22 protein-coding genes are annotated in these 20,597 nt (G+C 67.1%); 17 read left to right on the top strand and 5 right to left on the bottom strand.

The window, feature by feature from the left end:
• Positions 1-6 precede the first annotated feature (6 nt).
• A complete protein-coding gene (locus tag DKT77_RS12885; RefSeq protein WP_109812113.1) occupies positions 7-447 on the bottom strand; it encodes an NUDIX domain-containing protein in 441 nt (146 codons plus the stop codon).
• A 69-nt stretch (positions 448-516) separates the two neighbouring features.
• On the opposite strand from DKT77_RS12885, the gene hslO reads away from it, so the two are divergent.
• From hslO to DKT77_RS12930, 9 genes are all read left to right on the top strand, one after another.
• Positions 517-1,530 (top strand): Hsp33 family molecular chaperone HslO, encoded by a 1,014-nt coding sequence (hslO, locus tag DKT77_RS12890; RefSeq protein WP_109812114.1) that lies wholly within the window; start codon positions 517-519, stop codon positions 1,528-1,530.
• Positions 1,511-2,131: a CoA pyrophosphatase gene (locus DKT77_RS12895; protein WP_109812115.1), complete on the top strand. Its 621-nt coding sequence runs from the start codon at positions 1,511-1,513 to the stop codon at positions 2,129-2,131. The genes hslO and DKT77_RS12895 overlap by 20 nt, the downstream gene beginning before the upstream one ends.
• Positions 2,128-3,279: a CCA tRNA nucleotidyltransferase gene (locus DKT77_RS12900; protein ID WP_109812116.1), complete on the top strand. Its 1,152-nt coding sequence runs from the start codon at positions 2,128-2,130 to the stop codon at positions 3,277-3,279. Before DKT77_RS12895 ends, DKT77_RS12900 begins: the two co-directional genes overlap by 4 nt.
• 73 nt (positions 3,280-3,352) lie before the next feature.
• On the top strand, positions 3,353-4,018 hold the full coding sequence (locus tag DKT77_RS12905) for a VPLPA-CTERM sorting domain-containing protein (RefSeq protein ID WP_109812117.1): 666 nt from the start codon (positions 3,353-3,355) through the stop codon (positions 4,016-4,018).
• Between the two features lie 113 nt (positions 4,019-4,131).
• On the top strand, positions 4,132-5,982 hold the full coding sequence (locus DKT77_RS12910; protein ID WP_109812118.1) for an ABC transporter ATP-binding protein: 1,851 nt from the start codon (positions 4,132-4,134) through the stop codon (positions 5,980-5,982).
• Positions 5,979-7,850, top strand: a complete 1,872-nt coding sequence (locus tag DKT77_RS12915) for an ABC transporter ATP-binding protein (protein WP_109812119.1) — start codon at positions 5,979-5,981, stop codon at positions 7,848-7,850. The genes DKT77_RS12910 and DKT77_RS12915 overlap by 4 nt, the downstream gene beginning before the upstream one ends.
• Before the next feature lie 41 nt (positions 7,851-7,891).
• Positions 7,892-9,115 (top strand): class I SAM-dependent RNA methyltransferase, encoded by a 1,224-nt coding sequence (locus DKT77_RS12920; RefSeq protein WP_109812120.1) that lies wholly within the window; start codon positions 7,892-7,894, stop codon positions 9,113-9,115.
• 67 nt (positions 9,116-9,182) lie between these two features.
• Positions 9,183-9,971 carry an ion transporter gene (locus DKT77_RS12925; RefSeq protein ID WP_109812121.1) on the top strand — a complete coding sequence of 263 codons (789 nt, stop codon included), beginning with the start codon at positions 9,183-9,185 and terminating at the stop codon, positions 9,969-9,971.
• Between the two features lie 66 nt (positions 9,972-10,037).
• Positions 10,038-10,541, top strand: coding sequence for a L,D-transpeptidase family protein (locus DKT77_RS12930; RefSeq protein ID WP_109812122.1), 504 nt, complete (start codon positions 10,038-10,040; stop codon positions 10,539-10,541).
• Between the two features lie 47 nt (positions 10,542-10,588).
• On the opposite strand, the gene DKT77_RS12935 is transcribed toward DKT77_RS12930, so the two are convergent.
• A complete protein-coding gene (locus tag DKT77_RS12935; protein WP_109812123.1) occupies positions 10,589-11,113 on the bottom strand; it encodes a CAP domain-containing protein in 525 nt (174 codons plus the stop codon).
• Positions 11,114-11,257: 144 nt separating this feature from the next.
• On the opposite strand from DKT77_RS12935, the gene DKT77_RS12940 reads away from it, so the two are divergent.
• Positions 11,258-11,857, top strand: a complete 600-nt coding sequence (locus DKT77_RS12940) for a L,D-transpeptidase (protein ID WP_109812177.1) — start codon at positions 11,258-11,260, stop codon at positions 11,855-11,857.
• A 148-nt stretch (positions 11,858-12,005) separates the two neighbouring features.
• A complete protein-coding gene (locus tag DKT77_RS12945) occupies positions 12,006-12,185 on the top strand; it encodes a hypothetical protein (RefSeq protein ID WP_109812124.1) in 180 nt (59 codons plus the stop codon).
• A gap of 133 nt (positions 12,186-12,318) precedes the next feature.
• Here DKT77_RS12945 and hemH read toward each other — a convergent pair whose 3' ends face one another.
• Complete coding sequence (gene hemH, locus DKT77_RS12950) at positions 12,319-13,362, bottom strand: ferrochelatase (protein WP_109812178.1); 1,044 nt, start codon at positions 13,360-13,362, stop codon at positions 12,319-12,321.
• A gap of 108 nt (positions 13,363-13,470) precedes the next feature.
• On the bottom strand, positions 13,471-14,316 hold the full coding sequence (locus DKT77_RS12955) for a methyltransferase domain-containing protein (protein ID WP_109812125.1): 846 nt from the start codon (positions 14,314-14,316) through the stop codon (positions 13,471-13,473).
• Positions 14,317-14,353: 37 nt separating this feature from the next.
• Here DKT77_RS12955 and DKT77_RS12960 point away from each other — a divergent pair, with 37 nt between their 5' ends.
• From DKT77_RS12960 to DKT77_RS12970, 3 genes are read left to right on the top strand one after another with little or no spacing between them, the layout of a single operon-like run.
• Positions 14,354-15,079, top strand: coding sequence for a ComF family protein (locus tag DKT77_RS12960; RefSeq protein WP_109812126.1), 726 nt, complete (start codon positions 14,354-14,356; stop codon positions 15,077-15,079).
• A gap of 34 nt (positions 15,080-15,113) precedes the next feature.
• On the top strand, positions 15,114-15,371 hold the full coding sequence (gene grxC, locus DKT77_RS12965) for a glutaredoxin 3 (RefSeq protein WP_109812127.1): 258 nt from the start codon (positions 15,114-15,116) through the stop codon (positions 15,369-15,371).
• 1 nt (position 15,372) lies between these two features.
• Positions 15,373-16,221: a carbon-nitrogen hydrolase family protein gene (locus tag DKT77_RS12970; RefSeq protein ID WP_109812128.1), complete on the top strand. Its 849-nt coding sequence runs from the start codon at positions 15,373-15,375 to the stop codon at positions 16,219-16,221.
• Between the two features lie 119 nt (positions 16,222-16,340).
• Here the strand turns inward: DKT77_RS12970 and ubiG are convergent, their stop codons facing one another.
• Positions 16,341-17,105, bottom strand: coding sequence for a bifunctional 2-polyprenyl-6-hydroxyphenol methylase/3-demethylubiquinol 3-O-methyltransferase UbiG (gene ubiG / locus DKT77_RS12975; RefSeq protein WP_109812129.1), 765 nt, complete (start codon positions 17,103-17,105; stop codon positions 16,341-16,343).
• A 65-nt stretch (positions 17,106-17,170) separates the two neighbouring features.
• Between ubiG and pip the strand changes: the two genes are divergently transcribed.
• The 3 genes from pip (at position 17,171) to nusA (ending at position 20,588) form a co-directional block, all read left to right on the top strand.
• Entirely contained in the window at positions 17,171-18,160 is a 990-nt protein-coding gene (gene pip, locus DKT77_RS12980; RefSeq protein ID WP_109812130.1) for a prolyl aminopeptidase, read from the top strand.
• A gap of 186 nt (positions 18,161-18,346) precedes the next feature.
• The gene (gene rimP, locus DKT77_RS12985) at positions 18,347-18,961 is read left to right on the top strand and encodes a ribosome maturation factor RimP (protein ID WP_109812131.1); all 615 of its coding nucleotides are present in this window, start codon (positions 18,347-18,349) and stop codon (positions 18,959-18,961) included.
• A gap of 1 nt (position 18,962) precedes the next feature.
• Positions 18,963-20,588, top strand: a complete 1,626-nt coding sequence (gene nusA / locus DKT77_RS12990) for a transcription termination factor NusA (protein WP_109812132.1) — start codon at positions 18,963-18,965, stop codon at positions 20,586-20,588.
• Positions 20,589-20,597 lie beyond the last annotated feature (9 nt).

Raw genomic sequence — 20,597 nt, forward strand, 5'->3', positions numbered from 1 at the left:
GGGGCGTCAGGCCGCGCCGAGCACCTGTATCAGCGCTGCGCGGTCGCCGGGGCTGGCCACCAGATCGGCCGCCGCCGCCGCGGGCACCCAGACCTCGGAGTGGCCCGTTTCCAATGGCGGGCCGAGCCGCAGCGCCGGGCGCGCGAGATAGATCGTACAGATCTTCTCGGCCCAGAGGTCGTATTCGGGCATGTAGGTGAAGCGCCGGTGGACCTGCACCCGGCGGGCCGCGCCGATACGCCACCCGGTTTCTTCGAACACCTCGCGATGCAGCGCATGCAGCGGATTCTCGCCCGGGTCGATGCCACCGCCGGGCAACTGGTGTTCGGGCCAGGGCTCCTGCTGATGGGTCAGCAGCACACGCCCGGCCCGCAGCAGGATCGCGTAGACCCCGGGGCGCGGCGTGTAGCGCTGTCCGGCAAGCGGCGGGGTTCCGTATCGGCGCATCGGTTGGACCTGAGGTTGTGGACCCTATATTGGCGCGGTATGCCCAACCAAGCGGGCGAAGGGAACCCCATGACACTTGGATCGATGATAGCCTGGGACGACACCGTCCTGCCATTCCAGCTTGACCGGAGCGATATTCGCGGGCGGGTCGCCCGACTGGACGGGGTGCTGGACCGCATCCTGGCCCAGCACGACTACCCGCCGCAGATAGAGGCCCTCGTCGCCGAGATGGCGCTGCTGACCGCGATGATCGGGCAGACGATCAAGCTGCGCTGGAAGCTGTCGCTGCAAGTGCGGGGCGATGGCGGCGCGCGGCTGATCGCGACCGACTACTATGGTCCAACCGAGGACGGCGCGCCCGCCCGCATCCGCGCCTATGCCAGCTTCGATCCGGACAAGCTGACCGACGGGCCCGCCTTCGACCAGATCGGCAAGGGGTATTTCGCGATCCTGCTGGATCAGGGCCAGGGCACGACGCCCTACCAGGGGATCACGCCGATCGCCGGGTCTTCGCTGTCGGCCTGCGCGCAGACCTACTTCGCCCAGTCCGAGCAGTTGCCCACCCGATTCGCGCTGTCCTTCGGCAGCGCGCGCGCGCCCGGCGCACCCGAGCAGTGGCGCGCCGGCGGGGTGATGCTGCAGATGATGCCCAAGTCCTCCATCCCGACGCCGGACCGGGGCGGCTCAGGCGAGGGCGGCCTGCTGGTGGCGGACGACTTGCTGGATGACGAGGGCAGCGAGAACTGGGACCGCGCCAACATCCTGCTCGACACGGTCGAAGACCTGGAACTGATCGGCCCGCATGTTCAGCCCACGGACCTGCTGGTGCGTCTGTTCCACGAGGAAACGCCGCGCGTCTTCGACCCGCAGCCGGTGACTTTCGGCTGCACCTGCAGCGCCGACCGGGTGCGCGAGAGCCTGTCGATCTATTCGGCCAAGGACATCGCCCACATGACCACCGAGGCCGGGATCGTCACCGCGGACTGCCAGTTCTGCGGCGCGCATTACGAGTTCGACCCGGCCACCCTGGGGTTCGAGGCGACGCGCCCGCCGGAGGGCACGGATGACGGCGGCGCGGCCTGATCCCGCCCCGGAGCTGGAGGCAAGGCTGCGCGCGGCGCTGTCTGCGCCCGCGCGGCCCTCGTCGGATTACGACCTGAACCCCGGCACGGTCCTGCCCGAGGGCCGCAAACTGCGCCCCGCCGCCGTGCTGGTCGGGGTGATCGGTCCGGAGCAGGCGCCCGAACTGGTGCTGACCAAGCGCTCTTCGCGGCTGGAGCATCACCCCGGCCAGATCGCCTTTCCCGGCGGCAAGCAGGACCCCGGCGACGACGGCCCCACCGGCACCGCCTTGCGGGAGGCCCGCGAGGAGATCGGCCTGCCCCCGGCGCTGGTGCGGGTGCTTGGCCACCTGCCACCGCACGAGACCGTCACCGGCTTCACCGTGACCCCGGTCGTGGCGCGGATCACCGGCCCATTCGCGCCCGTGCCCGAAGCCGGCGAGGTGGCCGAGGTGTTCCGCGTGCCGTTGCTTCACGTGCTTGATCCCGCGCGCTTCCGGATCGAGGGGCGGCGCTGGCGCGGACAACGGCGGCAGTACTACGCGGTGCCCTTCGGTCCCTACTACATCTGGGGCGCGACCGCGCGCATCCTTCGCGGGCTGGCCGACCGGATGGCCACGTGACCCGCATCGCGGCAGACTGGCTGGACGCGCCGGCCACGCGGGCGGTGTTCCGCGCGCTGACAAACCGGGGCCACGCGGTGTTCGCTGTGGGCGGCTGCGTGCGCAACACGCTGATGGACCGGCCGGTGGCGGACGTGGACATCGCCACCGACGCCCGTCCGGACCAGACGACCGAGGCGGCACAGGCCGCCGGGCTGAGGGCGATCCCCACCGGCGCGGCGCATGGCACGATCACCGTCGTCGCGCAGGACGTGCCGTTCGAGGTCACGACCTTCCGCCACGACGTGATCACCGACGGGCGGCACGCGCTGGTCGCGTTCTCGGACCGGATGGAAGACGATGCGGCCCGGCGCGACTTCACCATGAACGCGCTCTATGCCGCGCCGGACGGGCGGCTGCACGACCCGGTGGGCGGGTTGGCCGACCTGCGCGCGGGACGGTTGCGGTTCATCGGCACGCCGGACGCGCGCATCGCCGAGGATTATCTGCGCATCCTGCGCTTCTTCCGCTTCCATGCCTGGTATGCCGATCCGGCGGGAGGGATCGACGCCGAGGGGCTGGCCGCCTGCGCCGCAGGGCAGGACGGGCTTGCGCGGGTGTCCGCCGAACGGATCGGGCACGAGATGCTGCGCCTTCTGGCCGCGCCTGACCCAGCGCCCGCCGTGGCCGCGATGGCGCAGACCGGCATACTGGCACGACTGCTGCCCGGCGCGTCCTCGAACGAGCTGGCCCCGCTGGTGCTGCTGGAGGCAGACGCGGCGCCGGACCCGATACGACGGCTCGCCGTTCTGGGCGGGGCGGATCCGGCGGCCCGGCTGCGCCTGAGCCGTGCGCAGGCACGCCGCATCGCGCTTCTGTCGGACGCGGCGCGCGGCGCGACCGGCGCGGGCGAGCTGGCCTATCGCCACGGCGCACAGGACGCCCGCGATGCGATGCTGGTACGGGCGGCCCTGCTGGGCGCCCCGCTGCCGGCCGACGCGGCGCAGGCCATCGCACGCGGGGCGGCGGCGCGTTTTCCGGTGACAGCCGCCGACCTCACGCCCGCGTTGAGTGGCCGCGCGCTGGGCCGCGAACTGGCACGGCTTGAAAACCGCTGGATCGCATCGGATTTCACGCTGGACCGCGCGGCATTGCTTGACGGTGGTTAACCCTACTTTCGGCACTCATTGACGAAAGGTAAACAATGCGGAAGTATTCAGTAAACATTTCCGGAGTTGTCCCATGTCTCTTCGTTTCGTTCTTCCATTTCTCGCCTGCGCCGCGCTTGCAGTGGCTGGCACCACCGCTTCGGCCGCGCAGGTTACCCCCGTCAGCTATGACATGCTCAACGGCGGGACCGGCAGCTTCGTGTATCGCGACGAAAGCTACACCGGCGGGACCGGCAATCCGGCTGTGAGCTACGCGCAACTTACCGGCGGGCTTGGTGATTTGACCGATGGGGTGATCGCGACGCAGAACTGGAACGCGGGCGGCGGCGCGAACCTGCCCTATGTGGGCTGGTTGAACACCAGCGCGCCCAACCCGACAGTGACCTTCCGCTTCGACCAGGTCTACGATTTCTCGGGCATCGTCGCGCATGTGGACGATTCGAACGGTGCGGGCGGCGTCGCGCCGCCTCAGTCCATCGGTGTCGCGGGTGCGGGCACGTTCAACGTGGCCGACCCGGCGAATGGCGCGCCGTTCTCTGTCACCATGGTGCTTGGCTCGCTCGTCACCGACACGATCGATGTGACCTTCAACCACCGCATTGGCTGGATCATGGTGAGCGAGGTGCAGTTCTTCGGCACGCCGACCAGTGCCGTTCCGGTGCCCGCCGCGCTGCCCCTTCTGGGGGCCGGGCTTGGCGCGCTGGGCTTTCTGCGCCGCCGCAAACGCGCGGTGGCCTGATCCGCGACGGGCCGGACGCGCCCGGGCGCACAGCGCGGCCGCCGCACGGGTTGGGCAAAGCGGTGTTTCGGGTTAGGTAGTGGTCCAGAGCCCCATCAGGACCATTCAGCCCCGTGTTCCGTTTCTTCGAAACTCTCGTCGATCCCTATGTGCCCTACCCCGAGACGGACGTACCGCCGCGGCGCCTGTGGCCATTCCTGCGCGCCTATGCGCGCCCGTTCCGCGCGGTCTTCGCGGTAGCCGGGGTCATGTCGATCCTCGTGGCAGCGGTCGAAGTCGGATTGATCTGGTACATGGGTCGGCTGGTCGACGTGCTGTCCGACCTCGACCCGGCAGCCGTCTGGCAGGAGCACGGGACGGAACTTGTTCTCGCCGGGGTCTTCCTGCTGCTGCTGCGTCCTGCCATCCAGGCGTTCGACGTCCTGATCCTGAACAATGCCATCCTGCCGAACTTCGGCACGCTGTTTCGCTGGCGCGCGCACCGCCATGTGCTGCGCCAGTCCGTCGGCTGGTTCGAGAACGATTTCGCCGGCCGCATCGCCAACCGGATCATGCAGGCCCCGCCCGCCGCGGGCGACGCTGTGTTCCAGGTGTTCGACGCGCTGACCTTCTCGGTCGCCTACATGATCGGCGCTGCGATCCTGCTGGCGGAAGCGGACCCACGCCTTGCGCTGCCCCTGATCGCCTGGTTCGCAGCCTATGCCGCGCTGGTGCGCTGGACGATACGGCGCGTCGGCCCGGCCTCGCAGGCCAGCAGCGACGCGCGGTCCATGACGACCGGTCGCGTGGTGGACAGCTATTCCAACATCCAGTCGGTGAAGCTGTTCGCCCATCACGACCGCGAGATCGAGTATGCCCGCGAGGCGATCGAGACGACCCGCCAGACTTTCGCGCGCGAGATGCGCATCTTCACGCTGATGGACATCTGGCTGACCGCGCTCAACGGCGCGCTGATCGTCGGCGTTGTCGGCTGGGCCATCGCGCTATGGATGCAGGGCGGTGCCAGCGTGGGCGTGGTCGCCGCCGCGACCGCCCTGACGCTGCGGCTGAACGCGATGACCGGCTGGATCATGTGGTCGGTCAGTACCTTCTTCCGTTCGCTCGGCGTCGTGAAGGAAGGGATGGAGACAATCGCCCAGCCGATCGACCTTCTGGACCGGCCCGATGCGGCCCCGCTGCGTCTGACAGCCGGCGCGATCACCGTCACCGACCTGTCGCACCATTACGGGCGCGGCGCGGGCGGTCTGGACCGCGTGAGCTTCGCCCTGCGCCCGGGCGAGAAGATCGGGCTTGTCGGGCGCTCCGGCGCGGGCAAGTCCACCCTCGTGAAGCTGCTGCTGCGCTTCTACGAAGCCGAGAACGGGCGGATCGAGATCGACGGTCAGGACATCGCGGGCGTGACGCAGGACAGCCTGCGCGCACAGATCGGCATGGTCAGCCAAGAGGCGTCGCTGATGCACCGGTCGGTGCGCGACAACATCCTTTATGGCCGCCCCGACGCCACCGAAGCCGAGATGATCGCCGCCGCCCGGCGGGCCGAGGCGCATGACTTCATCCTCGATCTCGCGGATCCGCAGGGGCGGCGCGGCTATGACGCCCATGTGGGCGAGCGTGGGGTGAAGCTGTCCGGCGGGCAGCGCCAGCGCGTGTCGCTGGCCCGCGTTATCCTGAAGGACGCGCCCATCCTGGTTCTGGACGAGGCGACCAGCGCGCTCGACAGCGAGGTAGAGGCGCAGATCCAGGCGACGCTCTATGACATGATGGACGGCAAGACGGTGATCGCCATCGCCCACCGACTGTCCACCATCGCCGCGATGGACCGCATCCTCGTGCTGGAGGACGGCCGCATCGCCGAGGATGGCCCCCATGCCGATCTGCTGGCGCGCGGCGGGCTGTACGCCGGCTTCTGGGCGCGCCAGTCCGGCGGCTTCATCGGCACCGACGACGTGGCGGCGGCGGAATGACGGCGCCGCCCGGCATCGACCGCGCCGCGCGGCGCATCGGGCTGACCTGGCTGGGCAGCCGGATCGACCCGTTCGCCGCCGCGGACAGCCCGCCGCCCGACCGGCTGTGGCCCTTCCTGCGCTGGTGCCTGCGCGGGTCCGAGCCGATGCTGGTCCTGGCCGGCCTTGTCGCCGTGGTCACCGGATCGCTGGAAGTGGTGATCGCGCTGCTGCTGGGGCAGGTGGTCGATCTTGCGCTGGCCTCGGGGCCGGAACAGGTGTTCAGCGCCAATGGCTGGATTTTCGCGGGAATGCTTGCGCTCGTCGTCGTGCTGCGCCCGGTCAGCATGGGCCTGTCCGCCGCCATGCAAAGCGTGGTGATCGGCCCGAACGTGAACACGCTGACCCTGTCGCGCCTGCATCGCTGGACGCTGGGCCAGGCGGTGACCTTCTTCGACAACGACTTCGCCGGCCGCATCGCGCAAAAGGAGATGCAGACCAGCCGCGCTGTCATGGACATCACGGTCGAGGGGCTGAACACGATCGTCTTCGCGCTGGCGTCCATCGCGGCGTCGGTGGTGATGCTGGCCACGATCGACTGGCGCATCGCCGCGCTGCTGCTGGTCTGGCTGACCGGTTACCTGTGGTTCATCGCCACCTGGCTGCCCAAGGTGCGGTCCCGCGCGGCGGGCCGGGCCGGTGCCCGCGCCGCCGTGTCAGGGCAGGTGGTGGACACCGTGTCGAACATGCGGACCGTCAAGCTGTTCGCCAATGACGGGCTGGAGGATGACAAGGCGCTGGACAGCATGGGCAGATACCGCGCCCGCGCGATGGAGTTCGGCCATGTGACGACCTTCTTCCGCTTCGGGCTGATGGCGGTGGCAGGGCTGGTGCCCGCGTTGCTGGTCGGCGCGACGTTGTGGTTCTGGCAGGCGGGGATCGCCAGCACCGGCGACATCGCCGCAACCGGCGCAATCGCCATCCGAATCGCGCAGATGACCGGCTGGGTCAGCTTCACGCTGATGAGCATCTATGCCAGCCTCGGCGAGGTTGAGGACGGGATGCGCACCCTGTCGCCGGCGCATACCTTGCGCGACGCGCCGGACGCGGTGCCGCTGGCCCCCGGCGCAGCGGATATCCGTTTCGATGGCGCCGGCTTCGCCTATGGCCGCGAAAGCGGCGGGGTGGAACATATCGACCTGACCATCCGCGCGGGCGAGAAGCTGGGCATCGTCGGGGCGTCAGGCGCAGGCAAGTCCACGCTTGTCAGCCTGCTGCTGCGCCTGCACGACGTGGAACAGGGCCGCGTGCTGGTCGGAGGGCAGGATGTGCGGGACGTCACGCAGGCAAGCCTGCGGCGCCAGATCGCCATGGTCACGCAAGAGACCGCGATGTTCAACCGCTCGGCCCGCGACAACATCCTTTACGGCCGCCCTGACGCCACTGATGCCGACCTGCAGGCCGCCGCCCGCAAGGCCGAGGCGGACGGTTTCATCGCCGGGCTGCGGGACCATGCCGGGCGCATCGGGTATGACGCGCATCTGGGCGAGCGCGGGGTCAAGCTGTCGGGCGGGCAGCGCCAGCGCATCGCGCTCGCGCGCGCCATCGTGAAGGACGCCCCGATCCTCGTTCTGGACGAAGCGACCAGCGCGCTCGACAGCGAGGTAGAGGCCGCGATCCAGGCCGCGCTGGAGCGGGTGATGGAAGGCAAGACCGTGCTGGCCATCGCGCATCGGCTGAGCACGCTGGCGCGGATGGACCGGATCGTGGTGATGGATGCGGGCCGGATCGTCGAACAGGGCACCCATGACGCGCTTCTGGCACGCGGCGGGCTTTACGCGCGCTACTGGGACCGGCAGTCGGGTGGGTTCATCGCCGCCGCGGAATAGCCGGGCTTGCCCGCACCCGCGCCGGATTGTAACGGCGGGGCATGAACGAAATCACGATAGAACGGCTGGGCCACCAGGGCGACGGCATCGCGACTGGGGCGGACGGCCCGGTCTATGCCGCGCGCACGCTGCCCGGCGAGACGGTCGCGGGCGAGATCGCATCGGGCCGGATTGCCGCACCGCGCATCGTGCACCCGTCGGCCCACCGGGTGCGCCCGCCCTGCCCGCATTACGCAGCGTGCGGCGGCTGCGCGCTGCTCCATGCCGATGACGGGTTCGTTGCGAACTGGAAACAGGGTGTGGTGCGTGCCGCTCTCGCCGCGCAGGGACTGGAAGCGCCTATCCGGGGCATCGCGACATCGCCGCCGAACACCAGGCGCCGCGCTGCGCTGTCGGGGCGGCGTACCAAAAAGGGCGCCGTCGTCGGGTTTCACGGCCGCGCGTCTGGCACGCTGACGGCGGTGGATGGCTGCCGCGTGCTGACCCCGGCGATCCTCGCGGGCCTGCCCCTGCTGGAAGAGATCACCCGCACCGGTGGCTCGCGCAAGGGCGAGATGACCTTCACCGTGATCGACACGCCCGCCGGGCTGGACATCGCCGCCGCCGGTGGCAAACCGCTGGACCGGACGCTGCTGCCCGCACTGTCTGCGCTGGCCCAGCGCGGCATCGCACGGCTGAGCTGGGACGGCGAGATCGTGGTCGCCCCGGCAGCACCCGCGCTGGTGATGGGCGCGGCGCGCGTGGTCCCGCCGCCCGGCGCATTTCTTCAGGCCACCGCGCAGGGCGAATCCGCGCTGCTGACCGCAGTCCGCGAGGCGGTGGGCGATGCCCGCAATGTGGTGGACCTGTTCGCCGGTTGCGGCACCTTCGCGCTGCCGCTGGCCGCGCGGGCCGAAGTCACGGCAATCGAGAGCGACGGCGCGATGCTGGCCGCGCTGGAGGCCGGCTGGCGCCATGCGCAAGGGCTGAAGCCGGTTCACGTGCGCACGCGCGACCTGTTCCGCCGCCCCCTTCAGCCGGACGAACTGGCCGGGTTCGACGCCGCGGTGATCGACCCGCCGCGCGCAGGCGCCGCCGCGCAGACCGCAGAACTGGCCGCGGGCGGGCCGCCACGCATCGCCGCGGTCAGCTGCAGCCCGGCCAGTTTCGCGCGCGATGCCGCCGTGCTTGTGCGCGCAGGCTACCGGATCGACTGGATCGACGTGATCGACCAGTTCCGCTGGTCGCCGCACGTGGAACTGGCGGCACAGATCCGCCGGGACTGATTTACGGTCTTTTCGCGCGCCAGCGCGGTCCCTAGATCGGGAGGGCTCAGCAATAGGAGATCATCGTATGACACGACGCGAGGCGGTGGACCGCTGGCTGGACACCCCGAAGGTGCGCAACACGATCCTTGCCGTGATCCTGTTCAATGCCGTCGTGCTGGGGCTGGAAACATCCGGCCGGGTGATGGCGGCGGCGGGCCCACTGGTGACCGCGCTGGACCGCGCGTGCCTTGGCGTGTTCGTGCTGGAAATCGCGCTGAAGCTTTACGCGCGCGGCGGGCGATTCTTCCGCGACGGCTGGAACCTGTTCGATTTCACCATCGTCGGCATCGCACTGCTGCCCGCGGCCCAGGGCCTGTCGGTGCTGCGCGCGCTTCGCATCCTGCGGCTGCTGCGGGTCGTGTCAGTGGCCCCTGCGCTGCGCCGGGTGGTCGAGGGGTTCATCACCGCCCTGCCCGGCATGGGGTCGGTATTCCTTCTGATGGGGCTGATCTTCTACATCGCGAGCGTAATGGCGACCAAGCTGTTCGGTGGCGCCTTTCCCGACTGGTTCGGCACGCTGGGCCTGTCGGCCTATTCGCTGTTCCAGATCATGACGCTGGAAAGCTGGTCGATGGGCATCGTGCGCCCGGTAATGGAGGTCTACCCGCTGGCCTGGCTGTTCTTCGTGCCCTTCATCATGGTCACGACCTTTGCGGTGGTGAACCTGCTGGTCGGCCTGATCGTCAACTCCATGCAGACCGCGCATTCGGCCGAGGAGGTCGCGCTGACCGAAAGCTACCGCGACGAGGTGCTGGATCGATTGCGCAAGATCGAGGCAACTCTGCAGAAAGGTGATCGAGGCCCGCCGCAATAGCGCTTTTCGCAAAGCCCGGTTTGGCGTAGCGTCTTGCACAGCGTGAACCAAACCCAGAGCAGAAAAATGCGCGCCCTATCCTTGCTTCTTTTGATGCTGTCCCTCGCCGGGCTGGCATCTTGCGGTCGTCCGGCCGATCCAAAGTTCCTGAACTACGACGGCCCCGAGATCACCCAGCTTCACGTCGCCAAGGAGCGTCGCAAGCTGTACCTCATCAGCGGGACCGATGTGGTCGCGTCGTATACCGTCGATCTCGGCTTCACCCCGGAGGGCCACAAGCGCCAGAGCGGCGACGGACGCACGCCGGAGGGGCTGTATTTCATCGACCGGCGGAACCCCAACAGCGCCTACCACCTGTCGATCGGGATTTCGTATCCGAACCGGGCGGACATCGCGGCAGCGCGCGCGGCGGGCGTGGAGCCGGGCGGCGACATCTTCATTCACGGCGCGTCGCGCAACCCGGGCGACGGGCGCGATTGGACGGCCGGCTGCATCGCCGTCACCGATGAGGAGATGGAACAGATCTACGCTATGGTGCGGGACGGCACGCCGATCATGATCACGCCCTGACGGGGGTCGGGGCCGCAGCGGCCCCGTCGCCAAGGCTCAGCGCGGGCCTAGAACACGGGCGCGGCAGATGCCGCGTCACCGTTACCAAGCACGATCACCCACCACAGCAGCCCCGTCGAATCCTGCTGCCACGCGAAGCCCATGTCGGTCGCTTCCGGGTTCAGGATCTCGTCGCCCCAGGCACCGTCATCGACCCATGCCGCCAGCGTGTCGAGTTCCGTTTCGAAGGTCTGCGCGTACATCTCGGCCACCAGGGCGCCCTGATAGCCGGACCGCGCAACCCGGTCATAGGGCGAGGACCCGTTGGACCCGAAGGGCCAGGCACGCTGCTGGCGCGACATGTCCTGCGCATGGGTTTCCGCAGCCGCGGTCAGCCGCGCATCGAGCGCGACAGGCGCAACGCCGGCGCCCGTGCGCAGGGCATTGACGGAGTCGAGCATACGGTACTGTACATCGGCTATATCATCGGCTCGGATCCGGTAGACACCGTCCGAGGTGACCGATGGCCCGGTCGGGGCGCAGGCGGAAAGGCCGATAAGAAAAACGGTGAGAAGGCCCGGAATGCGCGACATGGCTGCCCCTTTTGCTGTCCAATCGGACTTAGCCGACCGCGCAACGAGTTTCAAATACACACATGCGGCATGACGCCGACTTGAATTGCCACTGCGGCATCCGCGCCATATAGTTGCATCTTGATCCATATCGGAGAGTTCATGATGTCCGACCGCACCGACCATCTTCTCGGACGCCGCGCGTTCCTGCGCAGCGGGGCCGCCATCGCCTGTGCCGCGGCCGCTCCGGCCTGGGCCCAGGACAGCACCGCGTTTCCCGAAGACGACGCGCCCGAGATCGTCAAGCGCAACATCGCCGGGTTCCGTGCCCATCGCTGGCAGCCGCATTTCGACACCCTTCGCGGCGGTGCGATTCTCGTCGATACCAAGGCCCGCAGCCTGCATTACTGGTCCGAGGACGAAAGCGTTTTCAAGATCTACCCGACCAGCGTGCCGCTGTCGCCCGAACTGACGCGGCTGGGCCGGACCAGCGTGACCCAGAAGGTCGAAGGACCGAGCTGGGCGCCCACACCGTCGATGATCAAGCGCAATCCCGAATGGCCGCCCTTCGTGCCACCGGGGCCGGACAACCCGCTTGGCACCCACGCGCTTTACCTTTCGTGGAAGTACTACCGCATCCACGGAACCCATGATGTACGCAAGATCGGACGGCAGTCCTCGAACGGCTGCATCGGCCTTTACAACGAGGATATCCAGGAGCTGTTCGAACTGGCGAAAGTCGGCACCCAGGTCCTACTGATCTGAGGCGGAATTGCATCACTACACCCGTAACTTGCAAGATATGTTGCGTTTTCGGCAGCACGGCAGCTATAGGAATCATACGAGGTACAGTCATTCCGCCGTCCGTGGTCCTCACCCAAATGCACCGGGCGGCACCTACTGGAGGTCAAACATGAAGAAATTCGCTCTCGCCGCCATGCTTTCGGTCGCAGCTTCCGCCGGTATCGCCGGTGGCCTGGAAGAGCCGATTGTCGAGCCCGTCATCATCGAAGAAGACACCTCGGGTTCGAACGCAGGCTGGGTCATTCCCGTGATCCTGCTGGCACTCATCGGCGCAGCTGCAGCAAGCTGATTGCGCGCACGAGACATATGGAAAAGGGCGGCCCGAAAGGTGCCGCCCTTTTTCTTTTTGATCTACCGTCTTTTGATCCGCAGATAGCCGACCCCCGACCTTCCCAAATCGCGGGCGCGCCCGGGGCGGTCGCTCAGGTCCAGCCCTTGAGGTTGTCTTCGATCACCTCGACCAACGCGTCCACATGTGCCGGATCATCATTGAGGCACGGGATGTAGGTGAAGTGCTCGCCGCCCGCCTCCTCGAAGCTTTCCTTGATCTCCTCGTTGATCTCTTCCAGCGTCTCGATGCAATCGGCGGAAAAGGCCGGTGCGATCACGGCAATGTTCTTCTTGCCCGCCTCGGCAAGGCGCGCGACCTCCTCCACAGTGTAAGGTTTGAGCCATTCCTCGGGGCCAAAGCGCGACTGGAACGTGGTGACGATATCGGTGTTGGTCCAGCCCAGCCGTTCCTTGAGAAGGCGCGTCGTCTTCTGGCACTGGCAGTGGTAGGGATCGCCTTCCATCAGGTACCGCTTCGGCACCCCGTGGTAGGAACACACGAGGATATCGGGCTTCGTTTCCATCGCCTCATAGGCGCGTTCCACCGACTGCGCCAGAGCTTCGATATAGCTGGGCCGGTCGAAATAGGCCGCCACGGTTCGTGTCGCGGGCTGAAATTTTTCCTTCATGAGCGCGCGGAAGAACTGGTCGTTCGCAGTCGCGGTCGTGGCCCCGGCGTATTGCGGATAAAGCGGGAAGAACAGGATCTTGCGGCACCCCTTCGCGGTCATCTCGGCCACTTTCTTGAGCGTCGACGGATTTCCGTAGCGCATGCAGAAATCGACCTCGACCTCGGCACCGTAGCGCTTTTCAAGCTCGGCCTTGACCGCGGCGGTCTGCGCCTTGGTGATGGTCATGAGCGGGCTTTCGCCCGCTTCTTCGTTCCAGATCGACTTGTAGGCGGCCCCCGACTTGCTGGGCCGCGTGGACAGGATCACCAGTTGCAGAAGCGGCTGCCAGAGCCACGCGCTGTAGTCGATCACGCGGCGATCGGACAGGAATTCGTTCAGATACCGGCGCATCGACCAGTAATCGTAGTTGTCGGGCGTGCCCAGATTGGCCAGCAGAACGCCGATCTTCGGCTTCGGGACCGGCGGATGGCTCACGGGCAGATGCGCTGCGTGGTCTGACGACATCTCGGCCACCTGTGTCGGGGTCAGCGATTTGGTGTCGAGCATAGGCGTCATCCCATTCTGTGCAAAGCATATGTGAAGTCTGGTCAGATAAGCGAAATTTCTACCCGGTCAATCTCCGGGACGGTCCGGAAGCGGTGTTTCCCGCGAACCGAGCGCATCGGCCAGGCGGACCGACGCGCTTCCCGGGCGTTTCGGCTGCGGCTGGTCCGGCCCCGGCGCCCAGCCGGTCAGGCTGATCAGGTCGAAGCGTGCGCCGACGCGGCCGTCCGGCAGCGCATGGGTGCGATCATGGATTTCCGCCGCGCGCATCAGCACGTCGCGCCGGGTGAAATGGCGCGCCCGGCCGGCGAGTGCGTTCGCCTCGCCCATCGCGCGCAGGTCCCGCATCAGGTGCAGCGTGTTTTGATAGCTGACGGTCCGTGTGAATACGTCAGCCACCGGCATCACGAGGCCGGCGCGCTGTACCAAAGCACCAAGGTCGCGAATCTCGCCCATCGGCAACACGCGCGGCGAAAGCCCGCCCCGCAGCGCCGCCTCGGCCTCGGCAAGCGCGGCGCGCAGCCCGGCCAGCGTCTGACCGCCCAGCGTGAACCCCAAAAACAGACCGTCCGGCACCAGCGCACGACGCGACTGGACCAGTTGGCCCACCGGGTCGTCCGCCCAGTGCAGCGCCAGCGCATGAACGACAAGGTCATGTGCCCCTTCGCGCAGGTCCAGCGTTTCTGCATCGTCCACGATTCGGGCAGATGGCAGGGTTTCCGCCCAGAAATCGGGATGGCCCGTTACAACCGCAGGTCGTGTAAAGCTTCTTTTAACGTCGCTCAGCCTTTCCTGAAGCTCTGCGGCCGTATCCTGAAGAAGGAACAGCGCCGGGTCCGGCGCGCGCCGGGCACGGCGGCGGTTCGCGGCAAGGGCGGCACGGTCGGTCAGACGCGGGCGATCATCGGGTGTCATGGCGGTTCGGTAACTCAGGCTTGGGAGGGCGGCAACAATGGGACTGCATCATAGGGCGCTGCAACTGGTTTTCCCACCGCAATGCCTTCAATGCGACGGGCTAGTGCTTCAGGAGGGCGGGCTGTGCGGCCCGTGCTGGCGGGATACGCCCTTCATCCTCGGGCTGGGCTGCGATCTGTGCGGCGCGCCGCTGCCGGGGGTCGAGACAGACCATGCCATTCACTGCGACGACTGCCGCGACCGGGCGCGCCCCTGGGCGCGCGGGCGGTCGGTGATGCTGTACAGGGACGGCGCGCGGCGGCTGCTACTGGCGCTGAAACATGGCGACCGACTGGATCTTGCGCCGGCGCTGGCGGGCTGGATGGCGTCGCGGGCCGAGCCGCTGCTGACGGAGCGGACGCTGGTCGTGCCGGTCCCGGCGCATTGGTGGCGGCTGTTCCGCCGCCGATACAATCAGGCCGCGGTTCTGGCGACGGGACTGGCGCGGCGTTTGGACCAGCCGGTCTGCCCGGACCTTCTGATGCGTCGACGCCGCACGGACACGCAGGACGGCAAGTCACCCGACGCGCGCTTCGCCAACGTGGACGGCGCCTTTGCCGTCGCGCCGCGCCACCGCGCGTTGCTGCAGGGGCGCGACATCCTGCTGATCGACGACGTGATGACATCCGGCGCGACGCTGGACGCCTGCGCCCGTACCTGCCTTTCCGGCGGGGCGAGACAGGTTTCCGTGATGGCTCTGGCACGGGTGACGCGCGATGGTTAAGTTCTGGCTCAAAGACAGAGGATATTTCGACCCGATGCAGCCCGTTGAAATCTACACATCGCCGACCTGCGGCTTCTGCCATGCCGCCAAGCGCCTGCTGAACCAGAAAAGCGTGCCGTTCACCGAGATCAACATCGCCCGCGACCCGGCACGGCGGCCGGAGATGATGCAGCGCGCGCACGGACGGCATACCGTTCCGCAAATCTTCGTGGGCGAGACACACGTGGGCGGCTGCGACGACCTGTTCGCGCTGGAGCGGGCGGGCAAGCTCGACGCGCTTCTGAAGGGCTGAGATGCGCGCGGCACTGGTGCAGATGACAAGCGGCGACAGCCCGCCCGAAAACCTCGCTGCTGCGCGGGCCTACGTCGCGGAGGCCGCTTCAGGCGGGGCGGACATCGTACTGACACCGGAAGTGACCAATTGCGTGTCCTCCAGCCGCGCGCACCAGAACGCCGTGCTGAGCCCAGAGGCGGAGGATCCGACGCTTGCAGGGCTGCGCGCCGCCGCTGCGGAACACGGAGTGTCGCTGCTGATCGGATCGCTTGCACTGAAGACGGGCGATGCCGATGGACGCTTCGCCAACCGGTCCTTTCTGATCGGCCCGGACGGCGCGATCGCGGCGCGCTACGACAAGATCCACATGTTCGACGTGGTGCTGTCGGAAACCGAGGCGTACCGCGAATCGGATGGGTTCCGACCCGGCGATGCGGCGGTGCTGGCCGATACGCCGCTGGCGCGGATCGGCATGACCGTGTGCTACGATCTGCGCTTCGGATACCTGCATCGGGTGCTGGCACAGGCCGGGGCACAGATCCTGACGGTGCCTGCGGCCTTCGCGGTGCCGACCGGCAAGGCGCATTGGGAAGTGCTGTTGCGCGCCCGCGCGATCGAGACCGGGTGCTTCGTGCTGGCACCGGCCCAGACCGGGCGCCATACGGGCAGCGACGGGCGACATCGGGACACTTGGGGGCACGCGATGGCGGTGGACCCGTGGGGACGTGTGATCGCCGACGCGGGCACGGCGCCGGGCGTGACACTGGTCGACCTCGATCTTGGCGAGACCGACAAGGCGCGCGGCAGGGTTCCGTCGCTGCGCCATGATCGGGAGTTCACCCCGCCGACAGTTCCCGGAGCGGGCTGAGAGGCCCGATCCGGCGGAGGCGTGCTACGCACGCCACGCGATGTCCCCACACCCGCCTTTGGCGACTGCGGGTCCCGCCGCCCCGCCCGCAGCGTAGCGCATCGCACATGACCAAGATGTCAGGCCGGTTTGCGGCTTGCCGTGACGTAGTTCACCGACAGGTCGGCATCCGAGATCGAGAAGGTCCAGCGCACCGGGTTGAACACGAAGCCCTTGCGGTCCACCGGGTCGAGCCCGGCCTTCTTCAGCAGTTCGAACAATTCGTCGGGGGTGATGAATTTCCGCCATTCATGCGTGCCCTTCGGCAGCCACCGCATGACATATTCCGCCCCTACGATACCCATGAGGAAGCTCTTGGGATTGCGGTTGAGCGTGGATGCGACCATCAGCCCGCCCGGAACCAGCAGGGTCTGGCAGGCGGTCAGGTAAGCCAGCGGGTCGGCGACGTGTTCGACCACTTCCATGTTCAACACGACATCGAACGCCTCGCCCGCCGCGGCCATGTCCTCGGCCGTGGTGTGGCGATAGTCGATGTCCAGCCCCGATTGATCTGCATGGACCTTTGCCACCGGGATATTGCGCGCCGCGGCGTCCGCCCCGACCACTTCGGCCCCGAGCCGCGCCATCGGTTCGCACAACAGCCCACCGCCACACCCGATGTCGAGGAGGCGCAGCCCGGAAAACGGGCGCTCCGCCATCAAATCGCGGTCGAATTCCGCGGCAATCTGGCGCGTTATGTAGTCGAGCCGAACCGGGTTGAGCATGTGCAGCGGCCGGAACTTTCCGGCCGGATCCCACCAGTCGGCGGCCATCGCTTCGAATTTGGCGATCTCTGCGGGATCGACCGTGCTCTGCGCAGCCGGGCCGTCCTGTGACTCGGGCATCGTATGTTCCTTTTTTCTCGGCAGTTCGTATGGTCGCGGCGTCTGACGCGTTATATAGTCTGCTCATGGAGCAATTCGCAGGGCATAAGACCGCGTCACAGGTGCTTTATCCGCCGCTGGACCCGTTTGACCAGCGGATGCTGGAGGTCGGCGACGGGCATCGCATCTATGTCGAGCAGTGCGGCAATCCCGACGGGATTCCGGTCGTCGTGGTGCATGGCGGCCCGGGTGGCGGCTGCAGCCCTACCATGCGGCGGTACTTCGACCCCGCGCTTTACCGGATCGTGCTGTTCGACCAGCGCGGCTGCGGGCGGTCACGGCCCCATGCCAGCGTCGAGGCGAACACGACCTGGCACCTTGTCGCTGACATGGAGTGCATTCGGAGCACGCTGGAGATCGGGCGCTGGATCGTGTTCGGCGGCAGCTGGGGCGCGACGCTGTCGCTGGTCTATGCGCAGGCGCATGTAAAGCGTGTCGCCTATCTTGTGCTGCGCGGTGTCTTCCTGATGACCCGGTCCGAACTTGACTGGTTCTACGGCGGCGGCGCGGGAATGTTCTGGCCGGACGTCTGGCAGCGGTTCACCCAGCTGATTCCCGAGGACGAGCGCGGGGACCTGATCGGCGCTTACCACAAGCGTCTTTTTTCCGGCGACCTGGTGCTGGAGACACGGTATGCCCGTGCCTGGGCCGCTTGGGAGAACGCGCTGGCATCGATCCGTAACGACGGTGCGAGCGGCGAGAGCCCGGCGGAATATGCGCGCGCCTTCTCGCGGTTGGAGAACCACTATTTCATCAATGGCGGATTCCTGGAAAGCGATGGTCAGATCATCGCCAACATGCCCTGCCTTGCGGACACGCCGGGCACCATCGTTCAGGGCCGGTACGACATGATATGCCCGCCGGCCTCGGCCTGGCGGCTGTCGCAAGTCTGGCCCAAGGGCGAGTTGAAGCTGATCGGACAGGCCGGGCATGCGCTGTCGGAGCCGGGCATCAGCGCCGAACTGGTGCAGGTCATGCGGCGCGTTGCACGCCAGCGGCGCAGTTTCGGGCTTTAGCGCGCGCGAAAGGCCCTGCGGGCGCTGCGGCGTTTGGCCCTTGCAGTCGCCGTGCAGGGGGCGTATATGCCCCTTATCAGCGGCGCGCCGGTCACGACCGAAGCTCCACCGGGAAATATCGACGGGCCGCGCGCCCGTTTTTTTGTGCCCATCCGCCCGACACCTTAGCAGTCCGAAAGAACGACCATGAGCGACCTTATCGCCAAAGCGGCCATCGACCAGCGCATGGCGGGTATCCTGACCCCCGTGATCGAGGACCTGGGCTACGAGTTGGTGCGTGTGCGCCTGATGAGCGGCAAGAGCAAGACGTTGCAGATCATGGCGGACAAGCCCGAAGGCGGGATCGAGGTGGACGACTGCGCGAAGATCTCCACAGCCGTGTCGGCCGTGCTGGACGTGGAAGACCCGCTGGAGGATGCCTACACGCTGGAAGTGTCGAGCCCCGGCATCGACCGCCCGTTGACGCGGCTGAAGGACTTCGAAACGTGGGCCGGGTACGAGGCGAAGATCGAGACGACCGAGTTGATCGACGGGCGCCGCCGCTTCAAGGGCGTTCTGGTCGGCATCGAAGGAGACGAGGTGCTGGTCGAGATAGAGGAAGGCACGATCGGCCTGAAATTCGACTGGCTGAGCGATGCCAAGCTGCTGCTGACCGACGAGTTGATCAGCGAGATGCTGCGACAGCGCAAGGCGTCCGGCGCGGTCGATCCCGCGGAGTTCGACGAGATCATCGAAGACGACATGACCCCATCCAACAGCGCCGCGGCGCCCGCAACCGCCCCCCAAGAGGAGGACCGATAACATGGCCATCACCAGTGCGAACCAGCTGGAACTGTTGCAGACAGCCGAGGCCGTGGCCCGCGAGAAGATGATCGACCCCGGTCTCGTGGTCGAGGCGATGGAAGAAAGCCTCGCCCGGGCCGCGAAGTCCCGCTACGGCGCCGAAATGGATATCCGCGTGAGCATCGACCGCAAGACGGGCGTTGCGACCTTCACCCGTGTGCGCACCGTGGTCGAGGACGAGGAGCTTGAAAATTATCAGGCCGAACTGACTGTCGCGCAGGCGAAGGAATATCTGGAAGACCCCAAGGTCGGCGACGAGATCGTGGACGAGGTTCCGCCGGTGGAACTGGGCCGCATCGCCGCGCAGTCGGCAAAGCAGGTGATTCTGCAGAAGGTCCGCGAGGCCGAGCGTGAGCGGCAGTACGAGGAATTCAAGGATCGCGCTGGCACGATCATAAACGGCATCGTGCGCCGCGAAGAATATGGCAACATCATCGTCGATATCGGCCGCGGCGAGGCCGTTCTGCGCCGGAACGAGAAGATCGGCCGCGAAAGCTATCGTCCGAATGACCGGATCCGCGTGTTCATCAAGGACGTGCGCCGCGAAGTGCGCGGCCCGCAGATCTTCCTGTCGCGCACCGCGCCGGAATTCATGGCCGAGTTGTTCAAGATGGAAGTGCCCGAGATCTACGACGGAATCATTGAGATCAAGGCCGTGGCCCGCGACCCGGGCAGCCGTGCCAAGATCGCCGTGATTTCTTATGACAGCAGCATCGACCCAGTCGGCGCCTGCGTCGGGATGCGCGGCAGCCGCGTGCAAGCGGTGGTCAATGAACTGCAGGGCGAGAAGATCGACATCATCCCGTGGAACGAGGATCAGCCGACCTTCCTTGTCAACGCCCTTCAGCCGGCCGAAGTTTCGAAGGTTGTTCTGGACGACGACGCCGAACGGATCGAGGTCGTGGTGCCGGACGAGCAACTCAGCCTTGCCATCGGACGCCGCGGCCAGAACGTGCGCCTTGCCAGCCAGCTGACCGGGCTGAACATCGATATCATGACCGAAAGCCAGGAAAGCGAACGCCGTCAGGCGGAGTTTGCCGAACGCACGCAACTGTTCATGGATGCGCTGGATCTGGATGAATTCTTCGCGCAGCTCCTGGTGTCGGAAGGCTTCACCTCGCTCGAGGAAGTGGCCTATGTCGAGGTCGACGAGCTGCTGGTGATCGATGGCGTGGACGAGGACACGGCGGGCGAATTGCAGGCCCGGGCGCGCGACCATATCGACGCGCTGAACCGGGCCGCGCTTGAAAAGGCTCAGGAACTTGGTGTTGAACAGTCGCTGTTCGACTTCGACGGCCTGACCCCGCAGATGATCGTGGCGCTGGCCGAGGACGGCGTGAAGACGCTGGAAGATTTCGCCACCTGTGCCGACTGGGAGTTGGCCGGCGGCTGGACCACGGTCGGCGGCCAGCGTGTGAAGGACAACGGCGTGCTGGAACCGTTTGACGTCAGCCTGGAAGAAGCGCAGAACCTCGTCATGACGGCGCGCGTGCAACTGGGTTGGGTTGATCCGGAAGAACTGGTACAAGACGGCGCCGACACGGAAGAGACGGCCGACGCGTCGGAAGACGAGGCCGAGGCCTGAGGCGCGACA

The organism is Meridianimarinicoccus roseus, assembly GCF_003172915.1.
GTDB lineage: Bacteria > Pseudomonadota > Alphaproteobacteria > Rhodobacterales > Rhodobacteraceae > Meridianimarinicoccus > Meridianimarinicoccus roseus.